The following is a 23,737-nucleotide window of genomic DNA, read 5'->3' on the forward strand; positions in this document are numbered from 1 at the left end:
TTATTCGGCGGCCTCGTCGGTTTCCGCCTGCGCCAGGGCCTCGCGCAGGGCGGCGATGAAGTCTTCCGGCGTCAACTGCAGCATCTCCACCTCGCGTTCGGCGAAGAAGGCGCGCACGCGGTCCTCCATCTCGGTGACGGGAGTATCCTTCAGGCTGGCCTCCAGATCCGCGATGGTGCGGGTCGGCTTGACGAAGACATCGCCGGTGATCCAGACCTGCTTGAGATGGCTGCGCTCGGGGTCCACCGCCGCGCCCACGCGCATCAGGCCCCCGTCGCAGCGATACACCGCCTCGTGCAGCGGGGCATCGGTCGCGGGGCGGTTGCGCTGGTACACCCATTCGTCGCTGTCGATCTCGGCCAGCGCCTCGCGGAACGCGGCGTCTTCTTCTGCCAGCAGGCCGGCCGGGGCCGCCTCCACCGCGAACTCGCGCGCGATCGCCTCGGCGATGGTGCTCTTCACGTGGTCCAGATCCGGGGTCTCGCCGAGCAGGGTCGCCATGTTGGCGACGCGATCGCGCGCCGACTCGATCGCCTTGTCGGAAAGCTTCTCCGCCGGGATGCGCAGGATGCGCAGCATGTCCTCGACGTCGAACTCGATCAGCAGGGTGCCCTGATAGAGGATGGACTCGCCGTCGAAGGCGCCGCCGGTCCCGGAGATCTTGCGGCCGTCCACCTCGATGTCGTTGCGCGGACGGAAGCGCGCATCCACCCCGAGCTTCTGCATGCCCTCGGCCGCCGCGGTGCAGATCCGTTCGGCGATGCGCCCCATGTCGGCGGTGCCGAGGAACTGCTTGTCGAGGTAAAGCTCCCAGCCCAGCTGGGTGCTGTCGAAGTAGATCGCGCCACCACCGGTGATCCGGCGCTGGATCGCGATGCCATTCTCCCGGCAGTAATCGGCGTGGATCTCCTGATCCACGTTCTGGTGGAAGCCCACCAGCGCGCAGGGCTCGAACTGGAGGAAACGCAGGGTATGCGGCGAATGGCCCTCCTGGTGGCACTCCAGCAGGGCGCGGTTGAACGCCATGTTCTCCGCGGCCGGGCGCAGGCCGGTATCCAGGATGCGCAGCGTCTTCTGATCACGTTCAGGCATGACAGCCACCCCCCGAGGCCACGGCCCCGCCTTCGGTCACGATGCGAATACCGCCCAGGCCCTCGCGCGCCTTGCGCTCCTGTTCGCGCCGGCGGGCCTCTTCGGCAACGATGGTGTCCAGATCCAGTTCAACCCCGCTGGCGTTGTCCGCGGCCTCGGCCATCACCTCGTCGCCCACCGCGATGGAACAGCAGGCGGGCGTGACGCGGACGTTCTTGCCCAGCCGCGCAGCCAGCTCGACCACGCCCTCCGCCGGATGCGCGATCCCCGACAGCCCGGCCATCACCGCATAGCTGTCGATCTGACTCTTGGCCTCGCCCGGCGGCCGGGCGCACCCGAGCAGCAGCGGGGTATCGCCCAGGCGTTCGCGGGCGTCATGGAAGAACCGGCCCACCGCGTGCACGTCCGGGGTTTCGAACGGCCGACTGGCCGGGGCATAGAACGGCATGACCACCACCAGCACCACCGCATCGGGCAGATGCCGGGCCAGCATCTCGAGCGCGTTCCACTCGCCGAGCAGCTTGCCGTAGTGGAGACCGACCACGATGTGCGGCACCACCTTCATGTTGGTCTTGACCAGGCTCTCCAGGGTCCGCTCGAAGTCGTCGACGCTGCGGCGCAGGTGATAGACCTGCGTAATGGTGTCCTGTGCACCGATCACGTCCATCATCGCCGCGTCGATCCCGGCCTGCTCCATGGACAGCGCGATGTCGTCGTCCACCAGGGCGGTGTGCATCGCGATACGGAAATCCGGGAATTCGTCCTTGATCCGGCGAATGGTCGAGTAGTAGGGCCCGTACTCCACCTCGTTGCGGTGGTTCGAGCCGCCAGTGAGCAGCATCCCCTGGGCGCCGGATTCGATCACCTGATTGACCTCCCGCCACAGGTCTTCGGGGCTGCGCACCGGGATCATCGGTTCCAGGATCTTGGCCTTGCAGTGGTCGCAGGCCAGCTTGCAGTCCCCGCCGGTGATCGACATCGCGGGCCAGGCGCTTTTCCCGCAGTCGGCCAGTTCGCTGGTCTGGTAGGACTTGAAGGTCGGGGTGTAGAAATGGACCGAGTCACTGCCCGCAATCGCGCCGCCTCCCCGGGCCTGAAGATCCTCCACCAGCAACGGATCCACGGGGACGTCTTCCAGGGGTTCAACCCGCCGGATCACATCGTTCCAGCTCGTCATCGGCTCTCTCCGGGTGCGCGCAATTTGTTGAACGTTTTACTGCGGTATTAGTGACAAAAAAGAGGCCGCCGATCCCTGGGGAACGACGGCCCCTTCGCGAAAGACCTTCAGCAGCCGCCGAAGCCGTCCGCTTCCATCTTGGCTTCGAACGCCGCCAGGGCATCGGAGCCGGTCTTCAGCTCGGCGCTTTCGCCGTCCCAGTCTTCCGGCTTCAGCTTGATCAGCCAGCCTTCGCCGTAGGGATCTTCGTTGATCAGGCCCGGGTTCGCGGCGACCTTGTCGTTGGTCTCGGTGACTTCGCCGGTGACCGGGGTCTTGGCCGGGCCAACCCACTTGCCGGATTCAACCGTGGTGCAGGACTTGTCCTTCTTGACCGACTTTCCCACTTTCTTGGGGGTGTACGACACGATCGTGCCGGCCAGCGAGCAGGCATAGGAGGTCAGGCCGACGGTGGCGGTACCATCGCTCTCCTTGCGCACCCAGACGTTGTTTTCAACGTTGTACATCAGATCTTCCGGAATATCACAACCCCGAACAGCGCCCATAATTACCTCCTGGATGAGTAAAGCGGGAAAGACTAGAAAGTTATCGTTTTGTCACTACGCAGGATCAGGTCAGCGAGCTCGCTGGCCCGATTGACTTCATCGACCTCGTCCACGAGATCGGAAGACGCGTCGATTCTATACCCCGGCAAAGCGGGCTGGCAAACGTGCAAACGAACCCCGGCACGCTTTGCGTCCCGGATGAACTCGCTGATCGGCTTGCCCCCTTCCATGGCCCTCAGATTCTCCGCCACGCCCTGCTCCATCAGCTTCACCCCTTCCATGGTGAAAAAGATGTACACGTCCACGTCCATCGACGCCATCACCGCGCCCAGATAGAACGGCGTGGCGCAGCGCGCGGGCGTCGACGGGCCCGAAGTCATCACGAACACGACGGTCTGTTCGTCGTTGTCGAGATAGTAGTCGTCGTCGAGATCGGCCATGGTCACCCCTCAGCGCAGCTTGCGCTGGCACTCGATATCGTCTTCACGCGCCCGCCGGCAATAGCCTTCGTGCGCCTTGTCCCCCGTGACGAACTCCGCCAGCGCCGCATCCGCCCCGTTGGTCGCCTCGACCCGCGCGATCCACGCATTGTAGGGATCCGAATTCAGCAGGACCGGGTTCTCCAGCACCTCCTCGTTCCCCTCGACGATCTTGCAGTCGATGAAATTCGGGATCGGGCCGGCCCACTTGCCGCTCTCGATCGTCGCCACCGGCTTGCCCGGCGGCCGCCGGGTCCCCGGCCGCCGCACGCGCACGTGGATGATCTTGCCCGCAATGGTCTGGGACAGATCGGTCATGCCGACGGTCAGCGTGTCGTCGTCCTCCCGCCGCAGCCAGATCTGGTATTCGTCGTCGTAGAACAGTTCAGGATGGAACTCGCAGCCGTTGCAATCCATGATTCGCCTCGTTCCCGGACGCACGCGCGCCCGTGCTCCACAAAAAAACGGGCGCAGCGCGCCCGTTTTGTCGTATCAAGCCTGGATGCCGAAAGAAGGGGATCAGAGGACCCCCTTCTCCTTCAGCAGGCCGATCGAGTCACTCACGTTCTCGTGAATGCCCAGCTTGCGCGGCGACAGGCCCATGGCCAGCCCCAGCAGCTGCGTGAAGTAAAGCACCTTCACGTCGGTCTTGATGCCGAACTCGGTCTCGGCACGGACCTGGTGCATCTCCAGACCGGAGTGGCAGGTCGGGCATTCGGTCGCGATCACCTCGGCGCCGGAATCCTCGGCCGACTGCAACAGGTTCAGCACCAGCTGGGTCGAGGTATCCGAGTCGGACAGCGTATGAGCGCCGCCGCAGCAGGAGGTCTTCAGCGGGAAGTCCACGTTGACGCCGCCGGCGGCCCCCAGCAGGTCATCCATGAAATGCGGCTGATAGCTGGAATCCGACCCGGGACCATTGTCCTTTTCCGGGAAGATCTGCCGCGGCCGCGTGTACATGCAGCCGTAGTAATTCGCGATCTTCAGGCCGTTCAGGCTCTTGGTCATCTGCTGCTTGATGCCCTCGGGACCCAGCTCCTCCATCAGCCATTCCAGCAGATGCAGGGTGCGCACGTCCCCGGAATACACCGGATCGTCCGACTTCCGGGCCAGGTCCTGGACCGTGTTCATCGTCTCGTCGGACGTGGCGGTCTCGTACTCGGCCTTCTTCAGGTTGTGATAGCAACCATTGCACGGCGCCATCACCGTGTCCATGCCCATCTGTTCGGAGGCGATGGCCATGTTCCGGGCCGACAGATAGGTCTGCAGCATCGGATGGACGTTCTTCACCTCCATCGCCCCGCAGCAGTTCCAGTCGCGCAGGTTCTCCATCTCGAGGCCCAGCGCCTTGACCAGCACGCGGGTCGAACGGTCGTAGGGACCGCCGGAGCCCTCGAGGGCACACCCGGGATAGTAAGCAACCTTAGCCATGAGCGGCCTCCTTCTGTTCGCGCACGTAGTTCTTCAGCACGTCCCCGGTCTTGCCCCAGGACTTGGTGCGCGGCGTATGTACGGTATTGAAGCCCATCGCCATCAGGTGCTTCACCGGCAGGTGCTTCATCATGCGGAAGATGAACACCTTCAGCCATTCCTGGACCAGCGGCTGGCCGGACTTCTTGAAGAAGTTCTGCATGACCTTGCCGTCTTCAATCCGACCGGTCTTGTAGATCTGGTCGGCAAACTCTTCGTCGAACATCGTGGAGGGGGCCTTTTCGGTAATGCCCTCTTCCTCCATCCAGTGCGCCAGCGCCTTCATCACGCCCTCGGGCTTCACGTCCTTGGGGCAGATGTTGGTGCACTTGTTGCACGACACGCACTGCCAGATGATGTCCTTGTCCTTGACCAGCTCTTCCTTCATGCCCAGGCGGGTCAGGTAGATCCAGTAGCGCGGATTGAACTGCACGTTCTGCGCATACATGGTGCAGGAGTTGGTGCAGGACCCGCACTGCCAGCAGCGGTGCACGTACTCGCCGCCGGTGTAGCTCTGGATCTTCTTCTCGAAATCGTCGTCGTAGTCGCGGACCGTGCGCGGGGCAATCATGGTGTTCCAGTGCCCGGACACGTCCACGCCGTCGACCACCAGCTCGTCGTGCTGCTGGAGCCGCTCGTCCTCGATCAGTGCCTTCTCGTGTATTGCCATGACGTCTCTCCGAAAACCTGTCCAACCAGGCTCAAACTCGATTCAGTTATTATTCAGTGCAACGAAGCCTGCTCGCCCTTCAGGCGCCCCTCGGGAGAATCGATCCCGAGCAGTTTCACCACAAGCTCCAGCGGATCCTCGCGGGCGCCGAACTGGGCATCGATCAGCCCCAGGCTCATCGACAGCGACCTGGCGTAGTCGGAATACGCCTGCACCCAGAGCAGATCCGTAACGAAATGGAGATCCCGATAGAACCCCATGTCGTGCAGGGCCTCGTAGAACCATTGCCGCATGCCCAGCAGCGCTGCATAGCCGTCGTCGATCGGGATCTCCCGCAGGGTGTCGTTCCCGCGGATGAATTCCCGCATCGCGCCGGCCGTGGTACCGGAGTCCCACACCCAGCGATTAGCCAGCGGCAGTGCCTCCGGATCCGCGAAGTGCAGGATCTCCGAACCGAAGTCCCACAGTCCGCGCCGCAGCTTGCGATCGTCGCCGGCGAGATCGGCGAAGGCCTGCACCCGTTCATCCGGATGGAGATCCGGCCGTACCAGGCTGCGTACGCCTTCGACCACCGCGCCCTGACGCTCCGCCAGCAGCGGCCCCAGCTTGCGCCGCACCGAGAACACCAGGCCGCCCAGGGTCCGGACGTCGGCATCGTCGATCTCGTCACCTTTGGCGACGACCTCGGCGAACACCTCGTGTTTGGACTGCAGCGCCTCAATGAAGGTCTGCAATCCCTGAACCCCGCCGGCGTCGGCGATGTTCTCCTGCAGCGTGTTCAGCTTCGTTGCAAGGATGTCCCTGTCAAAGGTGACACGAGGCGGTACCGGCGTCAGATCCGGCACCGCCTCGTCCTTGACCACCTCAGCCGGCTTTCTGAACCAGCGCATGCAGGTCCGCCACGGCCCGGCCACCCGCGGCCGCACCCTGGGCGATCGAGTCGTCGATCGTCTCGGGGCCGTACGCCGCGCCGCAGGCATAGATGCCCTTGCGCGTGGTACCGCAGGTGTTGGTGTACTGCTCGGCCTTCTCGAGGAAGCCGTGCTTCTCGAGGCCAACGCCGAACACCTGGGAGATCTCCGGGTTGTCGGCGTTGGGGTCCATGCCGATCGCATGCACGACCATGTCGAACGGGATCACGATCGGGCGCTTGACCAGCGTATCCTCGCCCTTGACCAGCAGGCGGCCGTCACCGGAGGACGTCACTTCGGCGATACGCGCCTTGACGAACTTGGTCTTGAACTCTTCCTGGGACTTCCAGTAGTACTTGTCCTCGTACAGACCGAAGGTACGGATGTCCATGTAGTAGATGAACACGTCGGTCTCGGGGGACAGTTCCTTGATCTCCATGGCCATGTTCGCGGACACGGTGCAGCAGATCTTGGAGCACCACTCGCGACCGATCTGGCGGTCACGCGAGCCCACGCACAGCAGGATGCAGACCCGCTCCGGCACGCGGCCGTCGGAGGGGCAGGCGATGTTGCCCGAGGCGACCATCTGTTCCACCTGGGTGGTGGTCAGCACGTCCTCGTAGGTGCCGAAGCCCCACTCCGGCTTGTTGATGGAGTCGAAGTGGGTAAAGCCGGTGGCCAGCACGACCGAGCCGGCCTGCACGGTTTCGCCATTGGTCAGCGTGGCGCTGAAGTTGCCCGCCTCGCCGTCCAGCTTCTCGACCTTGGCACTCTTGTGCACGGCCACGCTGGAGTCGTCCTCGACGCGCTTGACCATTCGGCCAATCGCCTCGGAAGCCCACTCGCCGGAGGGGACCAGCTTGGCATACCCCGACAGGATCGGGGCACCGCCCAGGACGTCTTCCTTTTCGACCATGACGGCCTTGTAGCCGGCCGAGGTCACGTTCGCGGCGGCGGACAGGCCCGCCGGACCTCCGCCAACAACCAGTACAGTATCTTGCATCACACCTTGCCCCCGTATGCGAGTTCAGGATTGTAGAGGTATTCGATGTTCCCGGCCTCGACCTCCTTGAGGTACTCCTGGAAGGTCTTCTTGGCTTCGGACCAGGACATGCCCATCTTCTCGACCAGATCTTCGCAGGGCGACGCGTGCCACTGCAGCTGGACGATCTTGAACGGATCCGCGCCGCAGGCCAGGGCCGCGAACTGGACTTCCGCCATGATCGGGATCTGGAAGTTCTGGTTATGCGCCTTGCCGATCCACTGGTTCTTGTCCATGGTCGTGACGCAGCCGGTGTCGTTGGCCAGCATCACGTCGGCATTGGCCTCTTCGCGCGCCACCCGGATCTTGCGGTCCATCGTGAACGAGCGGGTGAACTCGCGCTCGGAGATGATGTGCCGGAAACCGAAACCGCAGCAGTCGTACCAGGTGGAGTAGTCGATCACCTGAGCACCCAGTGCCTGGGCGGTGGAGGTAATGATGGCGGTACGGTTGCCGCCCAGCACGGACTGATCGTAGACCGCGTCCTCGTGCACCATCTTGTAGTAATGGCAGGCCACGTGGGCGGTGGTGCGGATGTTGGACACGTCGATGGTCTGCAGCTCGGACGCGATGCGGTTGCGCATCACGTGGACCCACTCGGAGTAGTGGATGATCTCTTCAGGGATCACGAGCTTGCCGTCGACCAGACGGCCCAGCTTGCCGAGGATCTTGGTGACCTTCTCGCGCAGTTCCGCGGACTCCACCAGGAACTTGCGGATCTCCTTGTAGTTGCCGAAGGAGGTGCCGCAGTGGACCAGCGGATAGAAGTGGCCCAGGTCGTGGCCGTGCTGCTTGCCGGAGACGTAGGCCTGGTGGAAGTTACGCAGGAATACCGCGGCCAGCGACTCGACGTTGCCGATGCCGGAACCGTGGTAGTTCCACGCGGTGCAGGACGTCTGGTCGGTCTCGTCGAGGTAGTCCTTGCCGGGTTCGAAGCCGAACTGGTTCATGAACCACAGCAGCGATGTCGGATAGCCCGGGATGTTGCCGCACTGGCCACAGGACTTGTGGTGCCACAGCTGCTTGGTCGGGACCTGCTTGTCCCAGCCGAACAGGGTCTGCACGGTCGCCGGCTCGTGACCGTCGGTGATGCGGTGGATGATGATCTGACCGTCCTTCTCGAGCTCGTACATGTGCTCGCGGACGTCATCCATGCGGTCGCCGAGGTCGATGGTGCGGCGGTCGACGTGCTTGCGCACCCAGTCGGTGGCCTTGACGGCTTCTTCCTGCGACAGATCGGTCGCCTGGAAGAAAGAACCGTGACCGGCAACGCCCTGGCCGTCGGTGTTGTGATAGCCCGGCTTCATGGCGCCGGCGCCGGCACCTTCACCGTTCTGGTTGTGATTGCCTGGGGTCTGTTCACTCATAACGCTTCTCCTGATGTCGCGGAACCGGAGGGACAGAGACGATTACTCGTCGTCTTCCTCTTCCTGCTCCTCGAGCCAGTCTTCGTAATCCTCGCGCTTCTCGTCGATGAAGTCCTCGATCACGTCGAAGAGGTTTTCATCCATCAGTTCGAGGGACTTCAGAACGCCGGTCATTTCCCAGATGGTGTACATCTCGACCGAGGTCTTGAGCGAGACCTCCCAGGCGGTTTCCACGGTCTGCAGAGTCTTCACCGGGATGGCCTTGCGCAGGACCTGGAGATCGCCTTCCACCTTCTGGATGTTGGGACCCCAGTCCGGGAAGTGATCGGGCTGGATCATGTCGGGCGAAAGCTGGTTACCCGTCGTGATCAGCTTGAGCATCACGCGCCCGAACGGACGAAGCACGTCCTTGGCCGACTGCATCTCGTGCTTGATGGCCACCTCGCGCATGATCGCGACGAGACCGCCGGGGGAGTTCTTGAACGGGCAGCGGGCGGCGCAGGTCATGCACTGGGCGCAGGCCCAGATCTTTTCCTGCATCGCGTCGTAGATCTGCTCGACGTTCTCGGTCCAGAGCAGCTGGACGATCTCGCGCGGGGAATAGTCGTAGAACTGGGCGGAAGGGCACGTCGCCGTGCAGATCCCGCAGTTCAGGCAGCCGTTGAGATCATGGTCGTAGCGAAAATCTCCGCGGATGTCGTCGAAGATTTGCTGCATCTCAGCATATGTCGCCATATGTCACCTCTTCGCTGTGGGCGAGCAGGCCTCTTTTGTACGGACCTTGCAGCCAGCCTAGATCGGGTCCAGGCATCAATCCAGTTACCTCACGGTAACCGCGTCTACCGGCAGCCCGGGGCCGTTCGCGGGACCGGACCCGGGCTTCGATGCGTCAGGAGACCTCAGGCCTTCTTGACCAGGAAGTAGAACTTGCCGCCCTCTTCCTTGTGCTCCATCAGTTCGTTGCCGGTCTGCTTGGCGAACGCCTCGAAGTCCTTCACCGCGCCCGGATCGGTGGCGATGATGTGCAGCACCTGACCGGCGTCCATGGAGGCCAGCGCCTTCTTGGCACGCAGGATGGGCAGCGGGCAGTTCAGGCCGGAGGCGTCGAGCTCTTGATCGAAGTTGGCCATGGCTTTCTCTCCTTTGTGAGTCTTCGTAATGGTTGACCGTTACCGGTCGTGGATCCGCCGAACTCCCCCTTATAGGGGAAACGGAATCGGAATACAACCAGATGCTAATCGGGCGTGACAATCGAGCGGCCGGACTGCGCCCAGCCCATGATGCCGCCCCGCAGGTTGTAAACGCCCTCCACGCCCTGCTGGGACATGAAGGCGCAGGCCTGCGCCGAACGCGCCCCGCTCTGGCAGTAGAACACCACGGGGACTTCGTCCTCGGTGAACTCGTCCTTGCGCGGCGGCACCGCCGCCAGCGGCACAAGTTCGGCGCCGGGGATCACCCCGCGTCCGGTCTCGCCCGGCTGGCGCACGTCCACCAGACGGAAGGCTCGACCTTCCGCGCGCCACTGTTCCAGTTCATCCGGGGTGATTTCCGAGAATCCGTACACGGCCAGCTCCAGTTTCCGGTTAACGTCCGGGCGGTGTAGCAGGTGCGAGGCTTCCTTGCAGAATGGCCACGCACACGGTGGGCGCGGAGCATAGCGAAACGGGCGACAAATGCAAATGGCATGACGGCATCCGCGAGGCCCGGGGAGGAGGGTGCGGACCGCACTGCTCCGGAACCGCTATCGCCCCCCGCGGTCAGACATGATAAGGTCACGCCCGCCTAAACAGTCCTGCGGAGGATTTTCCGGTGGAAAAGAGTGATTTCCAGGTAGACGGCCACTACGCCGTGACGATGAAGGACGCCCAGGGCAAGCTGCGCCCGGCGAACATCTACGTCCATCGCATGGAGGACGATCACATGATCGTTCGTTACACCTCCGGCGGCGACGTGGGCCTGCTGTTCAAGCTCAAGTACGACGACGTGGTGAAGATTGCACGCACCCACAAGGTTCTGGACCGCAAGAAGTTCATGGTCCCCGATTCCGTGCTGGATCCGAAACTGTGGAAGGACCGCGACAGCATGCGGGCCTACTCCTCGGCCCCCGGCTTGGGCAAGTAACCCGCAAGCGGCAGCACCACGCTGCGGGGGCCGGCACACCGCCGGCCCCCGTATCATGAAAAAGACCCTCCTCACGTTCCTGATCCCGCTTCTTCTGGTGCTCTTTCTGGCACCGGCGAGCACCTCTGCGGATACCTCCCTCCCGCGCCTTGGCGAAGCCTCGGGCGGCGTCCTGACCCCCGCCGAAGAAAGCGAGCTCGGCCGCTCCCTGCTGCGCGAAGTACGACGCTCCCTGCCGGTCGTGGACGACGCGGAAATCCGCTTTTACGTAGAATCGCTGGGTCAGCAGCTCGCCAGCCACAGCGATGGCGAGGGCATCACCTTCCACTTCATCCCGATCGACAACGATCAGGTCAACGCCTTTGCGATGCCGGGCGGCATCATCGGTGTCCACACCGGGCTGATGCTGGAAACGCGGGACGAGGCGGAGCTCGCCGCGGTCATGGCGCACGAGATCGCCCACGTGACCCAGCGCCACCTCGCACGCATGTTCGCGCGCGGGCGCGAGGTCAATTTTCGCACCGGCCTGGCGATCCTCGCCGGGGTCCTGGCAGCGGGGATCGACCCGCAGCTCGGTCAGGCGGTGATCACCGGCGGCGTCGCCAGCGGCATGCAGTCCCAGATCAACTTCACGCGCGCCAACGAGGCGGAAGCCGACCGCGTCGGCATGCGCATCCTGGCCGCCAGCGATTTCGACGCTGATGCGATGGCCGATTTCTTCGAGCGCATGCAGGAGCTTTCCCGGGGGGCGGGCGACGCGGTACCCGAATATCTGCGCACCCACCCGGTCACGCTCGACCGCATCACCGATGCGCGCAACCGTGCGCGCGACAAGCCCGAAGGCGTGCGCAACCAGGGCCCGGAATTCACCTGGATGCAGGCCCGCGCCCGGGCGCTGAGCGATCCGCGGCGCGCGCTGGACCGGATCGGCGAGGATGCCTCCGCCGCCGAGCTGTACGGGGGCGCCATCGCACAACTGGAACGCGGCAACCCGCGCGAGGCCCGCCAGCTGCTGGAACGGATCGACGCGCCCGACGCCCCCACACTCACCCTGGAACTGGCGCGGATCGCCGTGGAACGCGCAACGGGGGAACACGCCGCGGCCCTCACCAGTCTCGAGGACCTGGACGCCGTCTACCCCGGCCACCCGGTGGTGCGCGAGCGCATGGCCCGCGTCCAGCGCGACCTCGGAAACTACGACCGGGCCCTGCGGATCACCTCGCGCATGATCCGCGAAACCGAAGCACCGGAACCGGCCCTGCTGCGCCTGCAGGCGGACATCGCCAGCGAGGCCGGCCGCGAGGCCCTGCGCCACGAAACCATGGCCGAGTATTTCTTTCATCGGGGCCAGTACGAAGAAGCCGTACGGCAGTTCGAGGTGGCCCTGGAGGCCGGGGACGCCAGCGAGCGCGACCGCCAGCGCATCGAGGACAAGCGCGAGACGGCCAGCCGCACGGCACGCGAATTCCGCGAGGAGCGGTAACGCCCCTGCGCGCGCACGCGGACGGCACCCGCGAGGTCAAATGTCAGCGAGGAACTCGTCCTCGTCGTACCGTGCAATCCGCTCCAGGACGGCGAGGTTTTCCGAGATGGCCTCGATGCGTCTGCGGATGACTTCAGGCCTGACCATCGAGCAGCCTTTCCTTCAGGGCCTCGCGCTGGACACGGAGGTAGGGTTCGAAATCGAAGTATTCCCGCAGCGCAAGCGAGTAGTAACTGCCCCGATCGAAGTCGGGCCCGGCATGCAACAGGCAGTTCGGCCGTACGGCCTCGAAACGCAATGCCGGATCCGCGCCATCGAGCAGCACCAGATCCACCGCATCCAGCCCTTCCCGCGCCAGATCCGTCAGGATGTCCAGGCGGCGCGGCTCGATCGCCCCGGCGGGGCCGACCAGCGCAAGATCGATGTCACTGTCCTCCCGCGCCCGACCCTCCGCGCGAGAGCCGAACAGAAAGACCGCATCCACTTCACGGTAGCGCGCGAATACCCTTTTCACCCGCTCGGCGATCGTCTCGATTGTCAGGGCAGCCGTCATTGATCGTGTTCCACACCGGAGTATCCATCAATGTAGCACGGCGCGATCCGGCTCCGGGGCCATACCGCCGGTGGGGTACGCATGCGGGGGGGGGGGGCACTCATGGCGCGGCCTCGAGGCCAGTGGCCGCCGGGGCGTTCACGATCTCCCCGTCCGGGAGCTGCCAGACAGCTCGGGCCAGGATGCAGAAATAAAGACAAGGATGGTGGGCCGTGAAGGAATCGAACCTTCAACCAATGGATTAAGAGTCCACTGCTCTACCAATTGAGCTAACGGCCCCCGGTACGGACGAGTACAAACGAGGGATGGGGTGACCGATGGGACTCGAACCCACGACAACCGGAGTCACAATCCGGGACTCTACCAACTGAGCTACGGTCACCACCGTATTGTTTCACTGCTTCGGCCATTGCCGATCCGGGCTCTGGCGCGCCCGGCAGGACTCGAACCTGCAACCGCCGGCTTAGAAGGCCGGTGCTCTATCCGGTTGAGCTACGAGCGCGTTTGCCGCCGGGCATCCGGGTTGTTCCAGCCGGTTGCGTCCGCCATGGTCGGGGTAGAGGGATTTGAACCCCCGACATCCTGCTCCCAAAGCAGGCGCGCTACCAGACTGCGCTATACCCCGTCGAGCCGTTCCCGCAATGGGTCCTGCACAGCGAGTGCAAAATCGTAGCGCCGGGAGGCCCCCGGGTCAAGCCATGGCCCGCGTCGCAGCCCCCGGGGATCGTGTCCGACCTTCCTTGAGGACCCGGCTGTGCCATGGGATCATCGCGTTCAGCCCTCCTGCCGGACGAGACCGAATGACAGCCCAGACCATCGACGGACGCGCCATCGCGCAGACCCACCGCGCCCGCATCGCCACCGAGATCGAATCCATGACCTCGCGCGATCTGCGCCCGCCGGGTCTCGCTGTGGTCCTGGTGGGGGCCGATCCGGCTTCGCAGGTGTACGTGCGCAACAAGCGCAAGGCCTGTGAACAGGTCGGCGTGGTCTCGCACTCCTACGACCTGCCGTCGGGCACGCCGCAGACCGATCTGCTGGCGCTGATCGACCAGCTCAACGCCGACCGCACCATCGACGGGATCCTGGTCCAGCTGCCGCTGCCGGAGCACATCGACCCGGAGACCATCATCGAGCGCATCTCCCCGGCCAAGGACGTGGACGGCTTCCACCCCTACAACGTCGGGCGGCTGGTGGCGCGCATCCCGCGCCTGCGGCCCTGCACGCCCTGGGGCGTCATCCAGCTGCTGCGGCATATCGAGGAGCCGTTCAAGGGGCGCACGGCCTGCATCATCGGCGCCTCCAACATCGTTGGCCGGCCAATGGCGCTGGAACTGCTGCTGGCCGGCGCCACGCCGACCATCTGTCACCGGTTCACCCCGGATACCGCGGCCATCGCCCGCCAGTCCGACATCCTGGTGGCGGCGGTTGGCAAGCCCGGGCTGGTCAAGGCCGACTGGGTCAAACCGGGGGCCACGGTCATCGACATCGGCATCAACCGGCGCGATGACGGCACCCTGTGCGGCGACGTGGAATTCGACGGCGCGGCGGAGCGCGCGGACTGGATCACCCCGGTCCCCGGCGGCGTGGGCCCGATGACGGTCGCCATGCTGCTGGACAACACCCTGCGGGCGCGCGCGTTCGGCACCCACGAGGCGGCCTGAACGGCCACCCCGCCGACCCGGCGGATCAGTCGGCGGCCGCGGCCGCCACGTCGCGCGCGGCCTGCAGCCGGACCCGGGTGCGCTCCGGGCCCAGATATTCGCGGATGCGCGGCAGCTCCGGCCCGAAGGTCTGCCCGGACAGCGCCGCGCGCAGCGGCATGAACAGGCCGCGCCCCTTGCGACCCGTGGCCGCCCCTGCCGCCTTCGCCACCTCGGGGAAGTCCGTACTGGTATCCAGCGCCTCCAGGGCGGCCTCGAACAGGGCCGGCCCGGCGCCCGCGATCTCGTCGCGGGCCGCGTCGCTCAGCGGCGCCGGATCCTCCGCAAAGGCCGCTACCCAGCACCGCGCATCTTCCACCGATGCGATGTTGTCGCGCGCCAGCGCGATCCAGGCCGCACGCGTCGCTTCCGGCAGCGGGTCCAGCACGCCCAGCCCCGCGAGATGCGCCTGCAGATCCGTGTCCGACAGCGCGCGCAGGGCCTCGGCCTGCCAGTGTTCCAGCTGGCGCGGGTCGTGGCGCGCGGCGGAATGGCCGATGCGCCCCGGGTCAAACCCCTGCGCCAGCCCCTCCAGCGACAGCAGGCCCTCCTCCTCGTAACGATGACCCAGCCGCGCGAGGTGGTTGAGGATCGCCAGCGGCAGCACCCCGGCCTCGCGCAGTTCGCGGATGCTGGCCGAACCGTTGCGCTTGGACAGCGGAGCCCCGTCGTCGCCGTTGACCAGCGGCAGGTGGTGATAGCCGGGCGCCGGCAGTTCCAGCGCCTCCAGCAACAGCAGCTGGCGCGGGGTGTTGGCGATGTGATCCTCGCCGCGCACCACGTCGGTTACCCCCATCAGGGCATCGTCCACCGCGTTGGAGAAGAAGAACGCCGGCGTACCGTCCGAGCGCCGGATCACGAAGTCGCCGATCTCGTCGGTGCGGAACTTCACCGCGCCGCGCACTCCGTCCTCGAAGCGCACCGTGCGCCCCAGCGGCACGCGGAAACGCAGGGTCGGACGCTGCCCTTCGGCCTCGCGGCGTCGCGCCTCCTCCGGGTCCAGTCCGGCACAGGTGCCGGGATAACGCGGCGGCTTGCCCTGGGCACGCATGCGCTTGCGCCCGCGCTCCAGTTCTTCCGGCGTGCAGAAACAGGGATACGCCAGGCCGGCCTCGATCAGCCGGTCGTAGTAGGCCTGGTAGAGTCCCGTACGCTGTGACTGGGCATAGGGGCCGGCGTCGCCGGCGGCCGCGCCGTATCCTTCGTCCCAGTTCAGCCCCAGCCACTGCAGATCCTGCTGCAGCGCCTCGACGAACTCCGCACGCGAGCGTTCCGCATCGGTGTCCTCGATACGCAGCAGGAAATGCCCGCCGCGCGCCCGCGCCAGCAGGGCGCTGAACAGCGCGGTGCGCAGATTGCCAAGGTGCAGCAGCCCGGTGGGACTGGGCGCAAAACGGGTGCGGGTCACGGTTGTCGTCATGGCGCGCATGGTAGCCGAGCCACCCCGGTGCGACCAGCACCACCCGTCTCGAGGGGCGCTCGCGCCAGGCCATTCGTGCCCCGGTCATCGCGAGTCGCAAAGCCCTCGCCCTCGTCATCAGCGAGGAACCGCAGCTCTCCCCCCGTCATTGCGAGGAGCCGAAGGCGACGCGGCAATCGGCCGGGGCTGGCTTGCGCGCAGGATCAGGTGGCTGCGGATGGAGATCGCCACGTCGCTGCGCGACTCGCGATGACGAGGGCGAGGGCTTTGCGACTCGCGATGACGAGGGGGAGAGAGCTTCGGGACTCGCGATGACGGGAGGCGGGCAGCGGGACGCGGGACGCGGGACGCGGGACGCGGGCCGACTGGAACCGGCGGGGGTCCCCGGTTACCATGCCGGCTCCTGATTCCGGAGTGTCGTCATGCCCCGTCCTGTTCCGCCGGCCGGCATCGCCGCGGCCCTCCTGATCCTCGTCCTCAGCTTTCCGGGAGCCCTCATGGCCGAATCCAGCCCCAAGGTCGCGCTTGAAACCACGCACGGCCGCATCGTCCTGCAACTCGACGCCGAAGCGGCGCCGGAGACCGTCGCCAACTTCCTGCAGTACGTCGACGACGGCTTCTACGACGGCACGCTGTTCCACCGCGTGATCCCCGGCTTCATGGTCCAGGGCGGCGGCATGGACAAGGACATGCGCCAGAAGCCCACGCGCGACCCGATCCGCAACGAGGCGGACAACGGCCTGAAGAACAAGGTCGGCGCGGTCTCCATGGCCCGCACCCAGGACCCGCATTCGGCCACCGCGCAGTTCTTCGTCAACGTCAACGACAACGACTTCCTCAACCACACCGCACCCAACCCGCAGGGCTGGGGGTACACGGTGTTCGGCGAAGTGGTCGAGGGCATGGATGTCGTGCGCACCATCGAGGGCGTGCCCACCGGCCGTTCCGGCATGCATCAGGACGTGCCGCAGGAACCCGTGGTCCTGGAAAGCGCCCGCCGCGCCGACTGATCCCGTGAGCGAGACCGCGCCCGCCCTGGTCATCTCCGACCTGCACCTGGAGCGCGAACCCGGGCCGACGCTGAACGCCGCGCTGGCGTTCCTCGACGGCCCGGCGCGGGCCGCCTCGGCCCTGTACATCCTGGGCGATCTGTTCGAGTACTGGGTCGGCGACGACGCCCCGCATCCGGCGGCAGAGCAACTGGCGGCGGCGCTCTCCGCGCTGGAGGCGCCGGTCCTGTTCATCCATGGCAACCGCGACTTCCTCGTGGGCCCGGACTACGCGGCCCGCGCCGGCATGACCCTCGCCCCCGAGCCGCTGCACGCCACGCTGCCCTGCGGCCCGGCCCTGCTGATGCACGGCGACTCCCTGTGCACCGACGACAGCGAACACATGGCCTTTCGCCAGATGGTGCGCAGCGAGGCCTGGCAACGGGATTTCCTCGCCCAGCCACTGGAACAGCGCATTACACGCGCCGAGACCATGCGCGAGGCCAGCCGACACAACGGGCAGATGAAGGCCGCCGCAATCACCGACGTGAATGGCGAGGCCGTGGCCGCGACCTTTCGCGACGGCGACGTGCCGCTGCTGATCCACGGACACACCCACCGCCCCGCGATCCACGATCTGGAGGTCGCCGGCCAGCCGCGTCAGCGCTGCGTGCTGCCGGCCTGGGACGAGCACCCCGGCTTCCTGGAGCTCGGCCCGGAAGGCCCGGTCCTGCGCCAGCTGGACGAAACGCCCTACCCCGCACACCTGCTCCACGCCTGAGACTGTCGCGGGGTTACCCCGGGGCTGCTTCAGCGCCGACCCTGCTCCTCCAGCGCCCCCATCTCCGACTCGGTGAACCCCGCCGCCAGGCGGGCCTCGTGCGCGAACGGCGGGCGGACCCGCCCCGGCATGTGTTCGGCCAGCAGCTCGAGGAACAGCGGCTCGGGATCGAGCCCGCGTGCGTGGGCCAGCTCGCGGAACCAGCGCGTGCCGATCGCCACGTGGGCAACCTCCTCTCGCTGTATGATCTCCAGCAGCGCCACGGTGGCGTGATCGCCCGCCGCCGTCAGACGCTCGATCATGCCCGGGGTCACGTCCAGCCCGCGCGCCTCCAGCACCCGCGGCACCAGGGCCATGCGGATCATCACGTCGTGGTCGGTCGCCAGCGCCGCTTCCCACAGCCCGTTGTGGGCCGGCAGATCACCGTAGTCCGCCCCCAGCTCGTTGAGCCGCGCACGCAGCAACCGGAAATGGCGCGCCTCCTCGGCCGCGACCTGCAGCCAGTCGCTGACGAACGGCGCCGGCATGTCGCGAAAGCGATAGACGGCATCCAGGGCCAGGTTGATCGCGTTGAACTCGATATGCGCGACCGCATGCACCAGCGCCACCCGCCCGGCCGTCGTGTGCAATCCGCGCCGCGGCAGATCCTTCGGGTGCACCAGCACCGGCCGTTCCGGACGCCCGGGCACCTCCAACCGTTCCGGCCCGGGACTGGCGAGCGCCTTCAGCTCATCGGCCCACCAGGCGTCCATCAGCGCCAGCACGCGCTCGCACTTGGCCTCGGGATCGCTCTCGCGCAGCGCCGTTTCGGCCACACGGTAGAGATCGGGACCCCCGGGATTGTTGATCGGCTGACTCATGGCGGCCAAGGATACTCGTTCAGCGCTCGTCGGTCGGCATGCTGCGACGCAGCAGGATGGAGTTGCCGATGACCGAGAGCGAGCTGGCGGTCATCGCGATCACCCCGATCATCGGGTGCAGCAGACCGATGGCGGCGATCGGGATCGCGGCGGTGTTGTAGCCCCAGGCCCAGAAAAGGTTCTGCACGATCTTGCGGAAGGTCAGGCGCGAAAGCCGGACGGCCTCGACCACCTTGGTCAGCTCGCCGCGCACCAGGGTCACGTCGGCGGCCTCGATGGCCACGTCCGCCCCGGCCCCGATCGCGATGCCGACATTGGCCTGCTGCAGGGCCGGGGCATCGTTGATGCCGTCGCCCACCATCGCCACGTGGTCGCCGTACTCCGCCTGCAGTTCGCGGATCGCCTCGACCTTGCCCTCCGGCAGCACGCCGGCGCGGACCTCGTCGATCCCGACCTGCGCGGCCACCGCGTTGGCGGTGCGCTGGTTGTCGCCGGTGACCATCACGCAGCGGATGCCGAGGGCATGCAGCTGTTCGATGGCAGCCCGCGACTCCGCCTTGAGGGTGTCGGCGACCGCGACGATGCCGGCCGGCTGATCACCAATGGCCACCAGCATCGCCGTCTTGCCGGCATCCTCGAGCCGCCGCAGCGATTCCAGCAGGCCGGACGGATCCACACCCTGCTCCTCCAGCAGCCGCTGGCTCCCGACCAGGATGCGTTCGCCGTCGAGATGGGCCTCCACCCCGCGCGCGGTGTGCGACTGGAACCGGTCGACCTCGGCAACCGCCAGGCCCCGATCGCGGGCGCCCCGCACGATGGCCTCGGCCAGCGGGTGCGCGGAGCCGGCCTCCACGGCCGCGGCCGCTTGCAGCACACGAGCGTCATCGAAGCCCTCGGCCGCGATCACGTCGGTCAGTGCCGCCTGCCCGCGGGTGAGGGTCCCGGTCTTGTCGAGCACGATCACGCGGATGTCTTTCAGCGTCTGGATCGCGGAGCCCGAACGGATCAGCACCCCGCGCTCGGCCCCCATGCCGGAGCCGACCATCAGCGCCGTGGGCGTGGCCAGCCCCAGCGCGCAGGGGCAGGCGATCACCAGCACGGCAATCGCCGCCAACAGCGCCAGCACGATGGGCGAGCGCTCCGAGTCCACCCAGGGCAGGAAGCCCTCGCCCCAGATCAGGATCGGCTGCAGCGCCCCGGAGAACGCCAGCCAGGCCGCAAACGCGGCCAGCGCGATCACCAGCACCGCCGGCACGAAACGCGCGGTGATGCGGTCCGCCAGCTCCTGCACCGGCACCCGCGAGCCCTGGGCCTCGTTCACCAGACGGATCACCTGCGACAGGAAGGTGTCGGCCCCCACGCGGGTCGCGCGCACCTTCAGCCGCCCCTGCTGGTTCAGGGTCGCGCCGAGCACGGTATCGCCCTCGGCCTTGTCCACCGGCACCGACTCGCCGGTGGCGATGGATTCGTCCACCGTGCTCTCGCCGGCGACCACTTCGCCATCGGTGGGGATCTTCTCGCCCGGGCGCACGATCATCACCTCGCCCACCTGCAGCGATTTCACCGGCACCTCGACCTCCTCGCCGTCGCGTTCGACCCGGGCCGTCTTCGCGCCCAGATCCAGCAGCTTGCGGATCGCGGAGGAGGCCTCGCCGCGGGCGCGGTGCTCGAGGTAACGCCCAAGCATATGGAAGGACATGATGGTCGCCGCCATCTCGATGAACGAGGTCATCGGATAGACGAAGCCGATCAGTCCCAGCAGATAGGGCGGCAGCGAGCCCATGGAGATCAGCACGTCCATGTTCAGGCTCCCGCTTTTCAGCGCGCGCCAGGACGATCGGTGGGTGGCCGCACCCCCAGCCATGAACACCACCGGGAAGGCCAGCACGGCGACGATCAGCAGGTAGCCGGGGATCTCCTGCCAGAACATGTGCGGCATCATCAGCGCCATGATCGCGATGGTCGGGATCATGGCGATCCACAGCCGGCGCCAGGCCTGCTTCAGATAGGCCGCATCAATCTCGGCGTCGTCCGCCTCGCTGCCGGCTTCCTCGGTCTCCACCGCCGCCACGTCATAGCCGGCCCCCTCGACCGCGGCGCGCAGGGCCTCGGCGTCGGGGCCGCCGGGACCGGTTTCCACGGTCACACGGTGATCGCCGATGTTGGTGCGCACCGCCTGGATACCCTCCAGCTTCTCGATCGCACCGCGCACGATCCCCGCGCAGTGATCCGACCCCATGCCGGGTACCACAAGACGCACTGCACCGGCACCGCCCGCCGCGCCCTCGACCTGAGCAACATCGTAGCCAGCCCCCTCCACGGCGGCCCGCAGCCCCTGCGGGTCCACCGTCTCGGGGTCGTACCCCACCGTCACCCGGTGGCGGGCGATATTGGTCCCCACCGAGGCCACGCCCGGGGTCTTCTCCAGCGCCGTGCGCACAATCCCCGCGCAGTGGTCCGACCCCATACCGGGGACGATGACCACTGCCTCACGCCACTGCGGGGACTCCTGCACCATCGGGTCGCTCCTGAGCGGTCACTGCACCACGTTTATCGAACCGGATGCCCCGGCCGCGCTCCTCCCCGTGTTGTAGTCCCCCGGCGGGCGAGTTGCCAACCGGCTGACCACCCGCCATACCGGCTACCCCACGGCGACAACCAGCAGCCAGAGCCAGAATCGGGCTCGCCGCCATACCCCGGGGCGAGATGAATGGGGTCAGAGGGCGTCGAGCCCGCGGGCCAGGTCGCGCTGGATGTCGGCGACCGACTCCAGCCCCACCGCGACCCGCACCAGGGCCTCGGTGATGCCCTGGGCCTCGCGCTTGTCCGGGTCCACGCGACCGTGAGTAGTGGTGGCCGGATGGGTGATGGTGGTCTTGGCATCGCCCAGGTTCGCGGTGATCGACAGGAACCTCGTGGCGTCGATCACCGACCAGGCGGCCTCGCGCCCGCCGGCGACCTCGAAGCTCAGCACGCCGCCGAAGCCGCTTTGCTGGCGCTTCGCGATCGCATGCTGCGGGTGGGATTCGAGCCCCGGGTAATGCACCGCCGTGACCTTCGGGTGGGCCTGCAGCCACTGCGCCAGGGCCAGGGCATTGTCGCTGTGGGCACGCATGCGCAGGGCCAGGGTCTCCAGCCCCTTCAGGAACACCCAGGCGTTGAACGGCGACAGGGTCGGGCCGGCAGTGCGCAGGAAGCCGTAGACGTACTTGCCGACGCGCTCGGCGTCGCCCACCACCGCGCCGCCCAGGCAGCGGCCCTGGCCGTCGAGGAACTTGGTCGCCGAGTGAATGATGAGGTCGGCCCCCAGATCCAGTGGACGCTGCAGGATCGGCGTACAGAAGCAGTTGTCCACCGCGAGAAGCGCGTCGTGCCGGTGCGCGATTTCCGCCAGCGCGGCAATGTCCACCACCTCGCCCAGCGGGTTGGAGGGCGTCTCGCAGAAATACAGCCGGGTATTCGGCTGGGTGGCGGCCTCCCAGGCCTCGAGGATCGACAGCTCGACGTAGGTCACCTCGACGCCGAAGCGGGCGAGGTAGTTGTTGAACAGCACCGTGGTGGTGCCGAACACCGAGCGCGAGCAGACCACGTGATCGCCGGCCTTCAGCAGCCCCATCATGGTCGCCAGGATCGCCGACATCCCGGAGGCGGTGGCCACACAGGCCTCTCCGCCTTCCAGCGCCGCGAGCCGCTCCTGGAAGGTCCTCACCGTGGGGTTGGTGAAACGCGAATAGATGTTGCCGGGGACCTCGCCCGAGAACCGGGCGGCGGCCTCCGCCGCGCTGCCGAATACAAAGCTGGAGGTCGGGAAGATCGCCTCGGAGTGTTCCTGCTCCGGGGTCCGACGGTAGCCATGGCGGATGGCGACGGTATCGGGGTCGTAGTCGGCGGGATCGAATTCTTCGTGCATCGGGGCTTCCTGGCTCGCGTGAACGGGCCAGTTTACGGATGCCCGCCGGCACTCGCTACGCCGGGCGCAGACGCCCGGCCACCCGCGTGAGCAGCTCGTAGCCAATGGTGCCGGCGGCACGCGCCACGCGCTCCACCGGCAGGCCCTCGCCCCACAGTGTCGCGAGATCGCCCACCCCGGCCTCGGGCACGCCGGAGAGATCCACCGCGAGCATGTCCATCGAAACCCGCCCGACCAGCGGACAGAGCTGACCGCGTACCCGCACCGGCGTGCCGGTGGGGGCGTGGCGCGGGTAACCGTCCGCATAGCCCATGGCCACGATGCCGATGCGCTCCCCGCCATGCGCGATCCAGGTGGCGCCGTAGCCCACCCCGTCACCGGGCGCCGGATGCTGGATCCCGATAATCGGGGCCTGCACGGTCATCACCGGGCGCAGGTCGGCATCCGGACCCTCAGGCGGCGCTTCCGTCGGAACCGAGGCCGGGTGACAGCCGTAGAGCATGATGCCCGGGCGGGCGCGGAAGACCTCGTCCGCCTCATGACCGGCCCCGCGCGCCCAGCCGGCGAACAGCGACGCCGAGTTGGCCACCGAACGCGCCCCGTCGCGCCCCGCCACGGCCGTGGCGAAGGCCGACAGTTGCGCGGCGTTGTGGTCATCCGCCGGGTCGTCGGCACAGGCCATGTGGGTCATCCAGTGCAGGCCGCGCCCGCCGTGACCGGCCGCCCGCAGGGCACGTTCCACGGCATCGGCTTGGGCCGGGGCGAATCCCAGTCGATTCATCCCGGTGTTGAGCTTGATCCAGACCTCGGGCAGGACCACGCTGGCGGCGTCCAGCGCTTCCAGCTGCGCCGGAGCATGCACCGCCGGCTGCAGCGCGAGCTCCGCACAACGGCGAAAGCCGGCGGCGTCCCGCCCGCCCTGCAGCACCAGCAGCGGGCCATCGAATCCGCTCCGCCGCAGGACCTCGGCCTCCTCCACCGCGGACACGGCCAGCCCGTCGGCCACTTCGCCCAGTGACTGCGCCGCCCACTCGAGACCATGGCCATAGCCCTCCGCCTTGATCACCGGCCACATCGCGACCCCCGGGGCGAGCCCGCGGGCCACGGCGAGATTGTGGCGCAAGGCGTCGGGATCGAGCCGAATGCTGGCCGCTCGCTGCATGC

Annotated in this window: 24 protein-coding genes and 4 tRNA genes; 5 read left to right on the forward strand and 23 right to left on the reverse strand. The window is 66.9% G+C overall.

Annotation, left to right across the window (positions count from 1 at the left end; genetic code table 11):
• The 13 genes from F788_RS0107385 to F788_RS0107445 all read right to left on the reverse strand — a co-directional run bounded on the left by F788_RS0107385 (position 1) and on the right by F788_RS0107445 (position 10,317).
• The gene (locus F788_RS0107385) at positions 1-1,092 is read right to left on the reverse strand and encodes a biotin/lipoate A/B protein ligase family protein (protein WP_019589754.1); all 1,092 of its coding nucleotides are present in this window, start codon (positions 1,090-1,092) and stop codon (positions 1-3) included.
• Complete coding sequence (locus F788_RS0107390; RefSeq protein ID WP_018870315.1) at positions 1,085-2,269, reverse strand: radical SAM protein; 1,185 nt, start codon at positions 2,267-2,269, stop codon at positions 1,085-1,087. The genes F788_RS0107385 and F788_RS0107390 overlap by 8 nt, the downstream gene beginning before the upstream one ends.
• 107 nt (positions 2,270-2,376) lie before the next feature.
• Positions 2,377-2,814 carry a glycine cleavage system protein H gene (locus tag F788_RS0107395; RefSeq protein WP_077244523.1) on the reverse strand — a complete coding sequence of 146 codons (438 nt, stop codon included), beginning with the start codon at positions 2,812-2,814 and terminating at the stop codon, positions 2,377-2,379.
• A gap of 32 nt (positions 2,815-2,846) precedes the next feature.
• Positions 2,847-3,254, reverse strand: a complete 408-nt coding sequence (locus tag F788_RS0107400; RefSeq protein ID WP_018870317.1) for a DsrE family protein — start codon at positions 3,252-3,254, stop codon at positions 2,847-2,849.
• A gap of 9 nt (positions 3,255-3,263) precedes the next feature.
• On the reverse strand, positions 3,264-3,710 hold the full coding sequence (locus F788_RS0107405; RefSeq protein ID WP_018935767.1) for a glycine cleavage system protein H: 447 nt from the start codon (positions 3,708-3,710) through the stop codon (positions 3,264-3,266).
• Positions 3,711-3,812: 102 nt separating this feature from the next.
• Positions 3,813-4,724 carry a CoB--CoM heterodisulfide reductase iron-sulfur subunit B family protein gene (locus tag F788_RS0107410; RefSeq protein WP_019589755.1) on the reverse strand — a complete coding sequence of 304 codons (912 nt, stop codon included), beginning with the start codon at positions 4,722-4,724 and terminating at the stop codon, positions 3,813-3,815.
• Entirely contained in the window at positions 4,717-5,433 is a 717-nt protein-coding gene (locus F788_RS0107415; RefSeq protein ID WP_018870320.1) for a 4Fe-4S dicluster domain-containing protein, read from the reverse strand. The genes F788_RS0107410 and F788_RS0107415 overlap by 8 nt, the downstream gene beginning before the upstream one ends.
• 53 nt (positions 5,434-5,486) lie before the next feature.
• On the reverse strand, positions 5,487-6,359 hold the full coding sequence (locus F788_RS0107420) for a hypothetical protein (protein ID WP_019589756.1): 873 nt from the start codon (positions 6,357-6,359) through the stop codon (positions 5,487-5,489).
• Positions 6,298-7,347 (reverse strand): CoB--CoM heterodisulfide reductase iron-sulfur subunit A family protein, encoded by a 1,050-nt coding sequence (locus F788_RS0107425; protein ID WP_038037597.1) that lies wholly within the window; start codon positions 7,345-7,347, stop codon positions 6,298-6,300. The genes F788_RS0107420 and F788_RS0107425 overlap by 62 nt, the downstream gene beginning before the upstream one ends.
• A complete protein-coding gene (locus tag F788_RS0107430; protein WP_019569632.1) occupies positions 7,347-8,753 on the reverse strand; it encodes a heterodisulfide reductase-related iron-sulfur binding cluster in 1,407 nt (468 codons plus the stop codon). Before F788_RS0107430 ends, F788_RS0107425 begins: the two co-directional genes overlap by 1 nt.
• 42 nt (positions 8,754-8,795) lie before the next feature.
• Positions 8,796-9,470: a 4Fe-4S dicluster domain-containing protein gene (locus tag F788_RS0107435; RefSeq protein ID WP_018870324.1), complete on the reverse strand. Its 675-nt coding sequence runs from the start codon at positions 9,468-9,470 to the stop codon at positions 8,796-8,798.
• Between the two features lie 182 nt (positions 9,471-9,652).
• A complete protein-coding gene (locus tag F788_RS0107440) occupies positions 9,653-9,883 on the reverse strand; it encodes a sulfurtransferase TusA family protein (RefSeq protein WP_019021791.1) in 231 nt (76 codons plus the stop codon).
• A 104-nt stretch (positions 9,884-9,987) separates the two neighbouring features.
• Complete coding sequence (locus F788_RS0107445; RefSeq protein WP_019569630.1) at positions 9,988-10,317, reverse strand: rhodanese-like domain-containing protein; 330 nt, start codon at positions 10,315-10,317, stop codon at positions 9,988-9,990.
• Between the two features lie 245 nt (positions 10,318-10,562).
• Here F788_RS0107445 and F788_RS0107450 point away from each other — a divergent pair, with 245 nt between their 5' ends.
• The gene (locus F788_RS0107450; protein ID WP_018870327.1) at positions 10,563-10,874 is read left to right on the forward strand and encodes a hypothetical protein; all 312 of its coding nucleotides are present in this window, start codon (positions 10,563-10,565) and stop codon (positions 10,872-10,874) included.
• A 55-nt stretch (positions 10,875-10,929) separates the two neighbouring features.
• Positions 10,930-12,357, forward strand: coding sequence for a M48 family metalloprotease (locus tag F788_RS0107455; protein WP_019589758.1), 1,428 nt, complete (start codon positions 10,930-10,932; stop codon positions 12,355-12,357).
• A 133-nt stretch (positions 12,358-12,490) separates the two neighbouring features.
• On the opposite strand, the gene F788_RS0107465 is transcribed toward F788_RS0107455, so the two are convergent.
• The 5 genes from F788_RS0107465 to F788_RS0107485 form a co-directional block, all read right to left on the reverse strand.
• Positions 12,491-12,910, reverse strand: a complete 420-nt coding sequence (locus F788_RS0107465; protein ID WP_019021787.1) for a nucleotidyltransferase domain-containing protein — start codon at positions 12,908-12,910, stop codon at positions 12,491-12,493.
• Between the two features lie 203 nt (positions 12,911-13,113).
• Positions 13,114-13,189: transfer RNA gene (locus tag F788_RS0107470), tRNA-Lys, on the reverse strand.
• Between the two features lie 27 nt (positions 13,190-13,216).
• Positions 13,217-13,292 (reverse strand) — tRNA-His (locus F788_RS0107475).
• 43 nt (positions 13,293-13,335) lie between these two features.
• Positions 13,336-13,412: transfer RNA gene (locus tag F788_RS0107480), tRNA-Arg, on the reverse strand.
• Between the two features lie 46 nt (positions 13,413-13,458).
• A tRNA-Pro gene (locus tag F788_RS0107485) sits at positions 13,459-13,535 on the reverse strand.
• Between the two features lie 175 nt (positions 13,536-13,710).
• On the opposite strand from F788_RS0107485, the gene folD reads away from it, so the two are divergent.
• Positions 13,711-14,574, forward strand: coding sequence for a bifunctional methylenetetrahydrofolate dehydrogenase/methenyltetrahydrofolate cyclohydrolase FolD (folD, locus tag F788_RS0107490; protein ID WP_018946862.1), 864 nt, complete (start codon positions 13,711-13,713; stop codon positions 14,572-14,574).
• 25 nt (positions 14,575-14,599) lie between these two features.
• On the opposite strand, the gene gltX is transcribed toward folD, so the two are convergent.
• A complete protein-coding gene (gene gltX, locus F788_RS0107495) occupies positions 14,600-16,042 on the reverse strand; it encodes a glutamate--tRNA ligase (RefSeq protein WP_019589759.1) in 1,443 nt (480 codons plus the stop codon).
• 488 nt (positions 16,043-16,530) lie between these two features.
• Between gltX and F788_RS0107500 the strand changes: the two genes are divergently transcribed.
• The gene (locus F788_RS0107500; protein WP_026288965.1) at positions 16,531-17,043 is read left to right on the forward strand and encodes a peptidylprolyl isomerase; all 513 of its coding nucleotides are present in this window, start codon (positions 16,531-16,533) and stop codon (positions 17,041-17,043) included.
• 4 nt (positions 17,044-17,047) lie between these two features.
• Positions 17,048-17,803, forward strand: a complete 756-nt coding sequence (locus F788_RS0107505; protein WP_019589760.1) for a UDP-2,3-diacylglucosamine diphosphatase — start codon at positions 17,048-17,050, stop codon at positions 17,801-17,803.
• 29 nt (positions 17,804-17,832) lie between these two features.
• Here the strand turns inward: F788_RS0107505 and F788_RS0107510 are convergent, their stop codons facing one another.
• The 4 genes from F788_RS0107510 to alr form a co-directional block, all read right to left on the reverse strand.
• Positions 17,833-18,663 carry a ferritin-like domain-containing protein gene (locus tag F788_RS0107510; RefSeq protein ID WP_019589761.1) on the reverse strand — a complete coding sequence of 277 codons (831 nt, stop codon included), beginning with the start codon at positions 18,661-18,663 and terminating at the stop codon, positions 17,833-17,835.
• Positions 18,664-18,682: 19 nt separating this feature from the next.
• Complete coding sequence (locus F788_RS0107515) at positions 18,683-21,181, reverse strand: heavy metal translocating P-type ATPase (RefSeq protein ID WP_019589762.1); 2,499 nt, start codon at positions 21,179-21,181, stop codon at positions 18,683-18,685.
• A gap of 198 nt (positions 21,182-21,379) precedes the next feature.
• On the reverse strand, positions 21,380-22,573 hold the full coding sequence (locus tag F788_RS0107520; protein ID WP_019589763.1) for an O-succinylhomoserine sulfhydrylase: 1,194 nt from the start codon (positions 22,571-22,573) through the stop codon (positions 21,380-21,382).
• A gap of 55 nt (positions 22,574-22,628) precedes the next feature.
• Entirely contained in the window at positions 22,629-23,735 is a 1,107-nt protein-coding gene (alr, locus tag F788_RS0107525) for an alanine racemase (RefSeq protein WP_019589764.1), read from the reverse strand.
• Positions 23,736-23,737 lie beyond the last annotated feature (2 nt).

This window comes from Thioalkalivibrio sp. ALE10 (assembly GCF_000381385.1).
Classification (GTDB): Bacteria; Pseudomonadota; Gammaproteobacteria; order Ectothiorhodospirales; family Ectothiorhodospiraceae; genus Thioalkalivibrio.

What these genes read in the sequence shown, in the direction of transcription:
- F788_RS0107385 (WP_019589754.1), bottom strand. Translation starts at nt 1,092, where the DNA reads ATGCCTGAACGTGATCAGAAGACGCTGCGCATCCTGGATACCGGCCTG.
- F788_RS0107390 (WP_018870315.1), bottom strand. Translation starts at nt 2,269, where the DNA reads ATGACGAGCTGGAACGATGTGATCCGGCGGGTTGAACCCCTGGAAGAC.
- F788_RS0107395 (WP_077244523.1), bottom strand. Translation starts at nt 2,814, where the DNA reads ATGGGCGCTGTTCGGGGTTGTGATATTCCGGAAGATCTGATGTACAAC.
- F788_RS0107400 (WP_018870317.1), bottom strand. Translation starts at nt 3,254, where the DNA reads ATGGCCGATCTCGACGACGACTACTATCTCGACAACGACGAACAGACC.
- F788_RS0107405 (WP_018935767.1), bottom strand. Translation starts at nt 3,710, where the DNA reads ATGGATTGCAACGGCTGCGAGTTCCATCCTGAACTGTTCTACGACGAC.
- F788_RS0107410 (WP_019589755.1), bottom strand. Translation starts at nt 4,724, where the DNA reads ATGGCTAAGGTTGCTTACTATCCCGGGTGTGCCCTCGAGGGCTCCGGC.
- F788_RS0107415 (WP_018870320.1), bottom strand. Translation starts at nt 5,433, where the DNA reads ATGGCAATACACGAGAAGGCACTGATCGAGGACGAGCGGCTCCAGCAG.
- F788_RS0107425 (WP_038037597.1), bottom strand. Translation starts at nt 7,347, where the DNA reads ATGCAAGATACTGTACTGGTTGTTGGCGGAGGTCCGGCGGGCCTGTCC.
- F788_RS0107430 (WP_019569632.1), bottom strand. Translation starts at nt 8,753, where the DNA reads ATGAGTGAACAGACCCCAGGCAATCACAACCAGAACGGTGAAGGTGCC.
- F788_RS0107435 (WP_018870324.1), bottom strand. Translation starts at nt 9,470, where the DNA reads ATGCAGCAAATCTTCGACGACATCCGCGGAGATTTTCGCTACGACCAT.
- F788_RS0107440 (WP_019021791.1), bottom strand. Translation starts at nt 9,883, where the DNA reads ATGGCCAACTTCGATCAAGAGCTCGACGCCTCCGGCCTGAACTGCCCG.
- F788_RS0107455 (WP_019589758.1), top strand. Translation starts at nt 10,930, where the DNA reads ATGAAAAAGACCCTCCTCACGTTCCTGATCCCGCTTCTTCTGGTGCTC.
- F788_RS0107465 (WP_019021787.1), bottom strand. Translation starts at nt 12,910, where the DNA reads ATGACGGCTGCCCTGACAATCGAGACGATCGCCGAGCGGGTGAAAAGG.
- folD (WP_018946862.1), top strand. Translation starts at nt 13,711, where the DNA reads ATGACAGCCCAGACCATCGACGGACGCGCCATCGCGCAGACCCACCGC.
- gltX (WP_019589759.1), bottom strand. Translation starts at nt 16,042, where the DNA reads ATGCGCGCCATGACGACAACCGTGACCCGCACCCGTTTTGCGCCCAGT.
- F788_RS0107500 (WP_026288965.1), top strand. Translation starts at nt 16,531, where the DNA reads ATGGCCGAATCCAGCCCCAAGGTCGCGCTTGAAACCACGCACGGCCGC.
- F788_RS0107510 (WP_019589761.1), bottom strand. Translation starts at nt 18,663, where the DNA reads ATGAGTCAGCCGATCAACAATCCCGGGGGTCCCGATCTCTACCGTGTG.
- F788_RS0107515 (WP_019589762.1), bottom strand. Translation starts at nt 21,181, where the DNA reads ATGGTGCAGGAGTCCCCGCAGTGGCGTGAGGCAGTGGTCATCGTCCCC.
- F788_RS0107520 (WP_019589763.1), bottom strand. Translation starts at nt 22,573, where the DNA reads ATGCACGAAGAATTCGATCCCGCCGACTACGACCCCGATACCGTCGCC.
- alr (WP_019589764.1), bottom strand. Translation starts at nt 23,735, where the DNA reads ATGCAGCGAGCGGCCAGCATTCGGCTCGATCCCGACGCCTTGCGCCAC.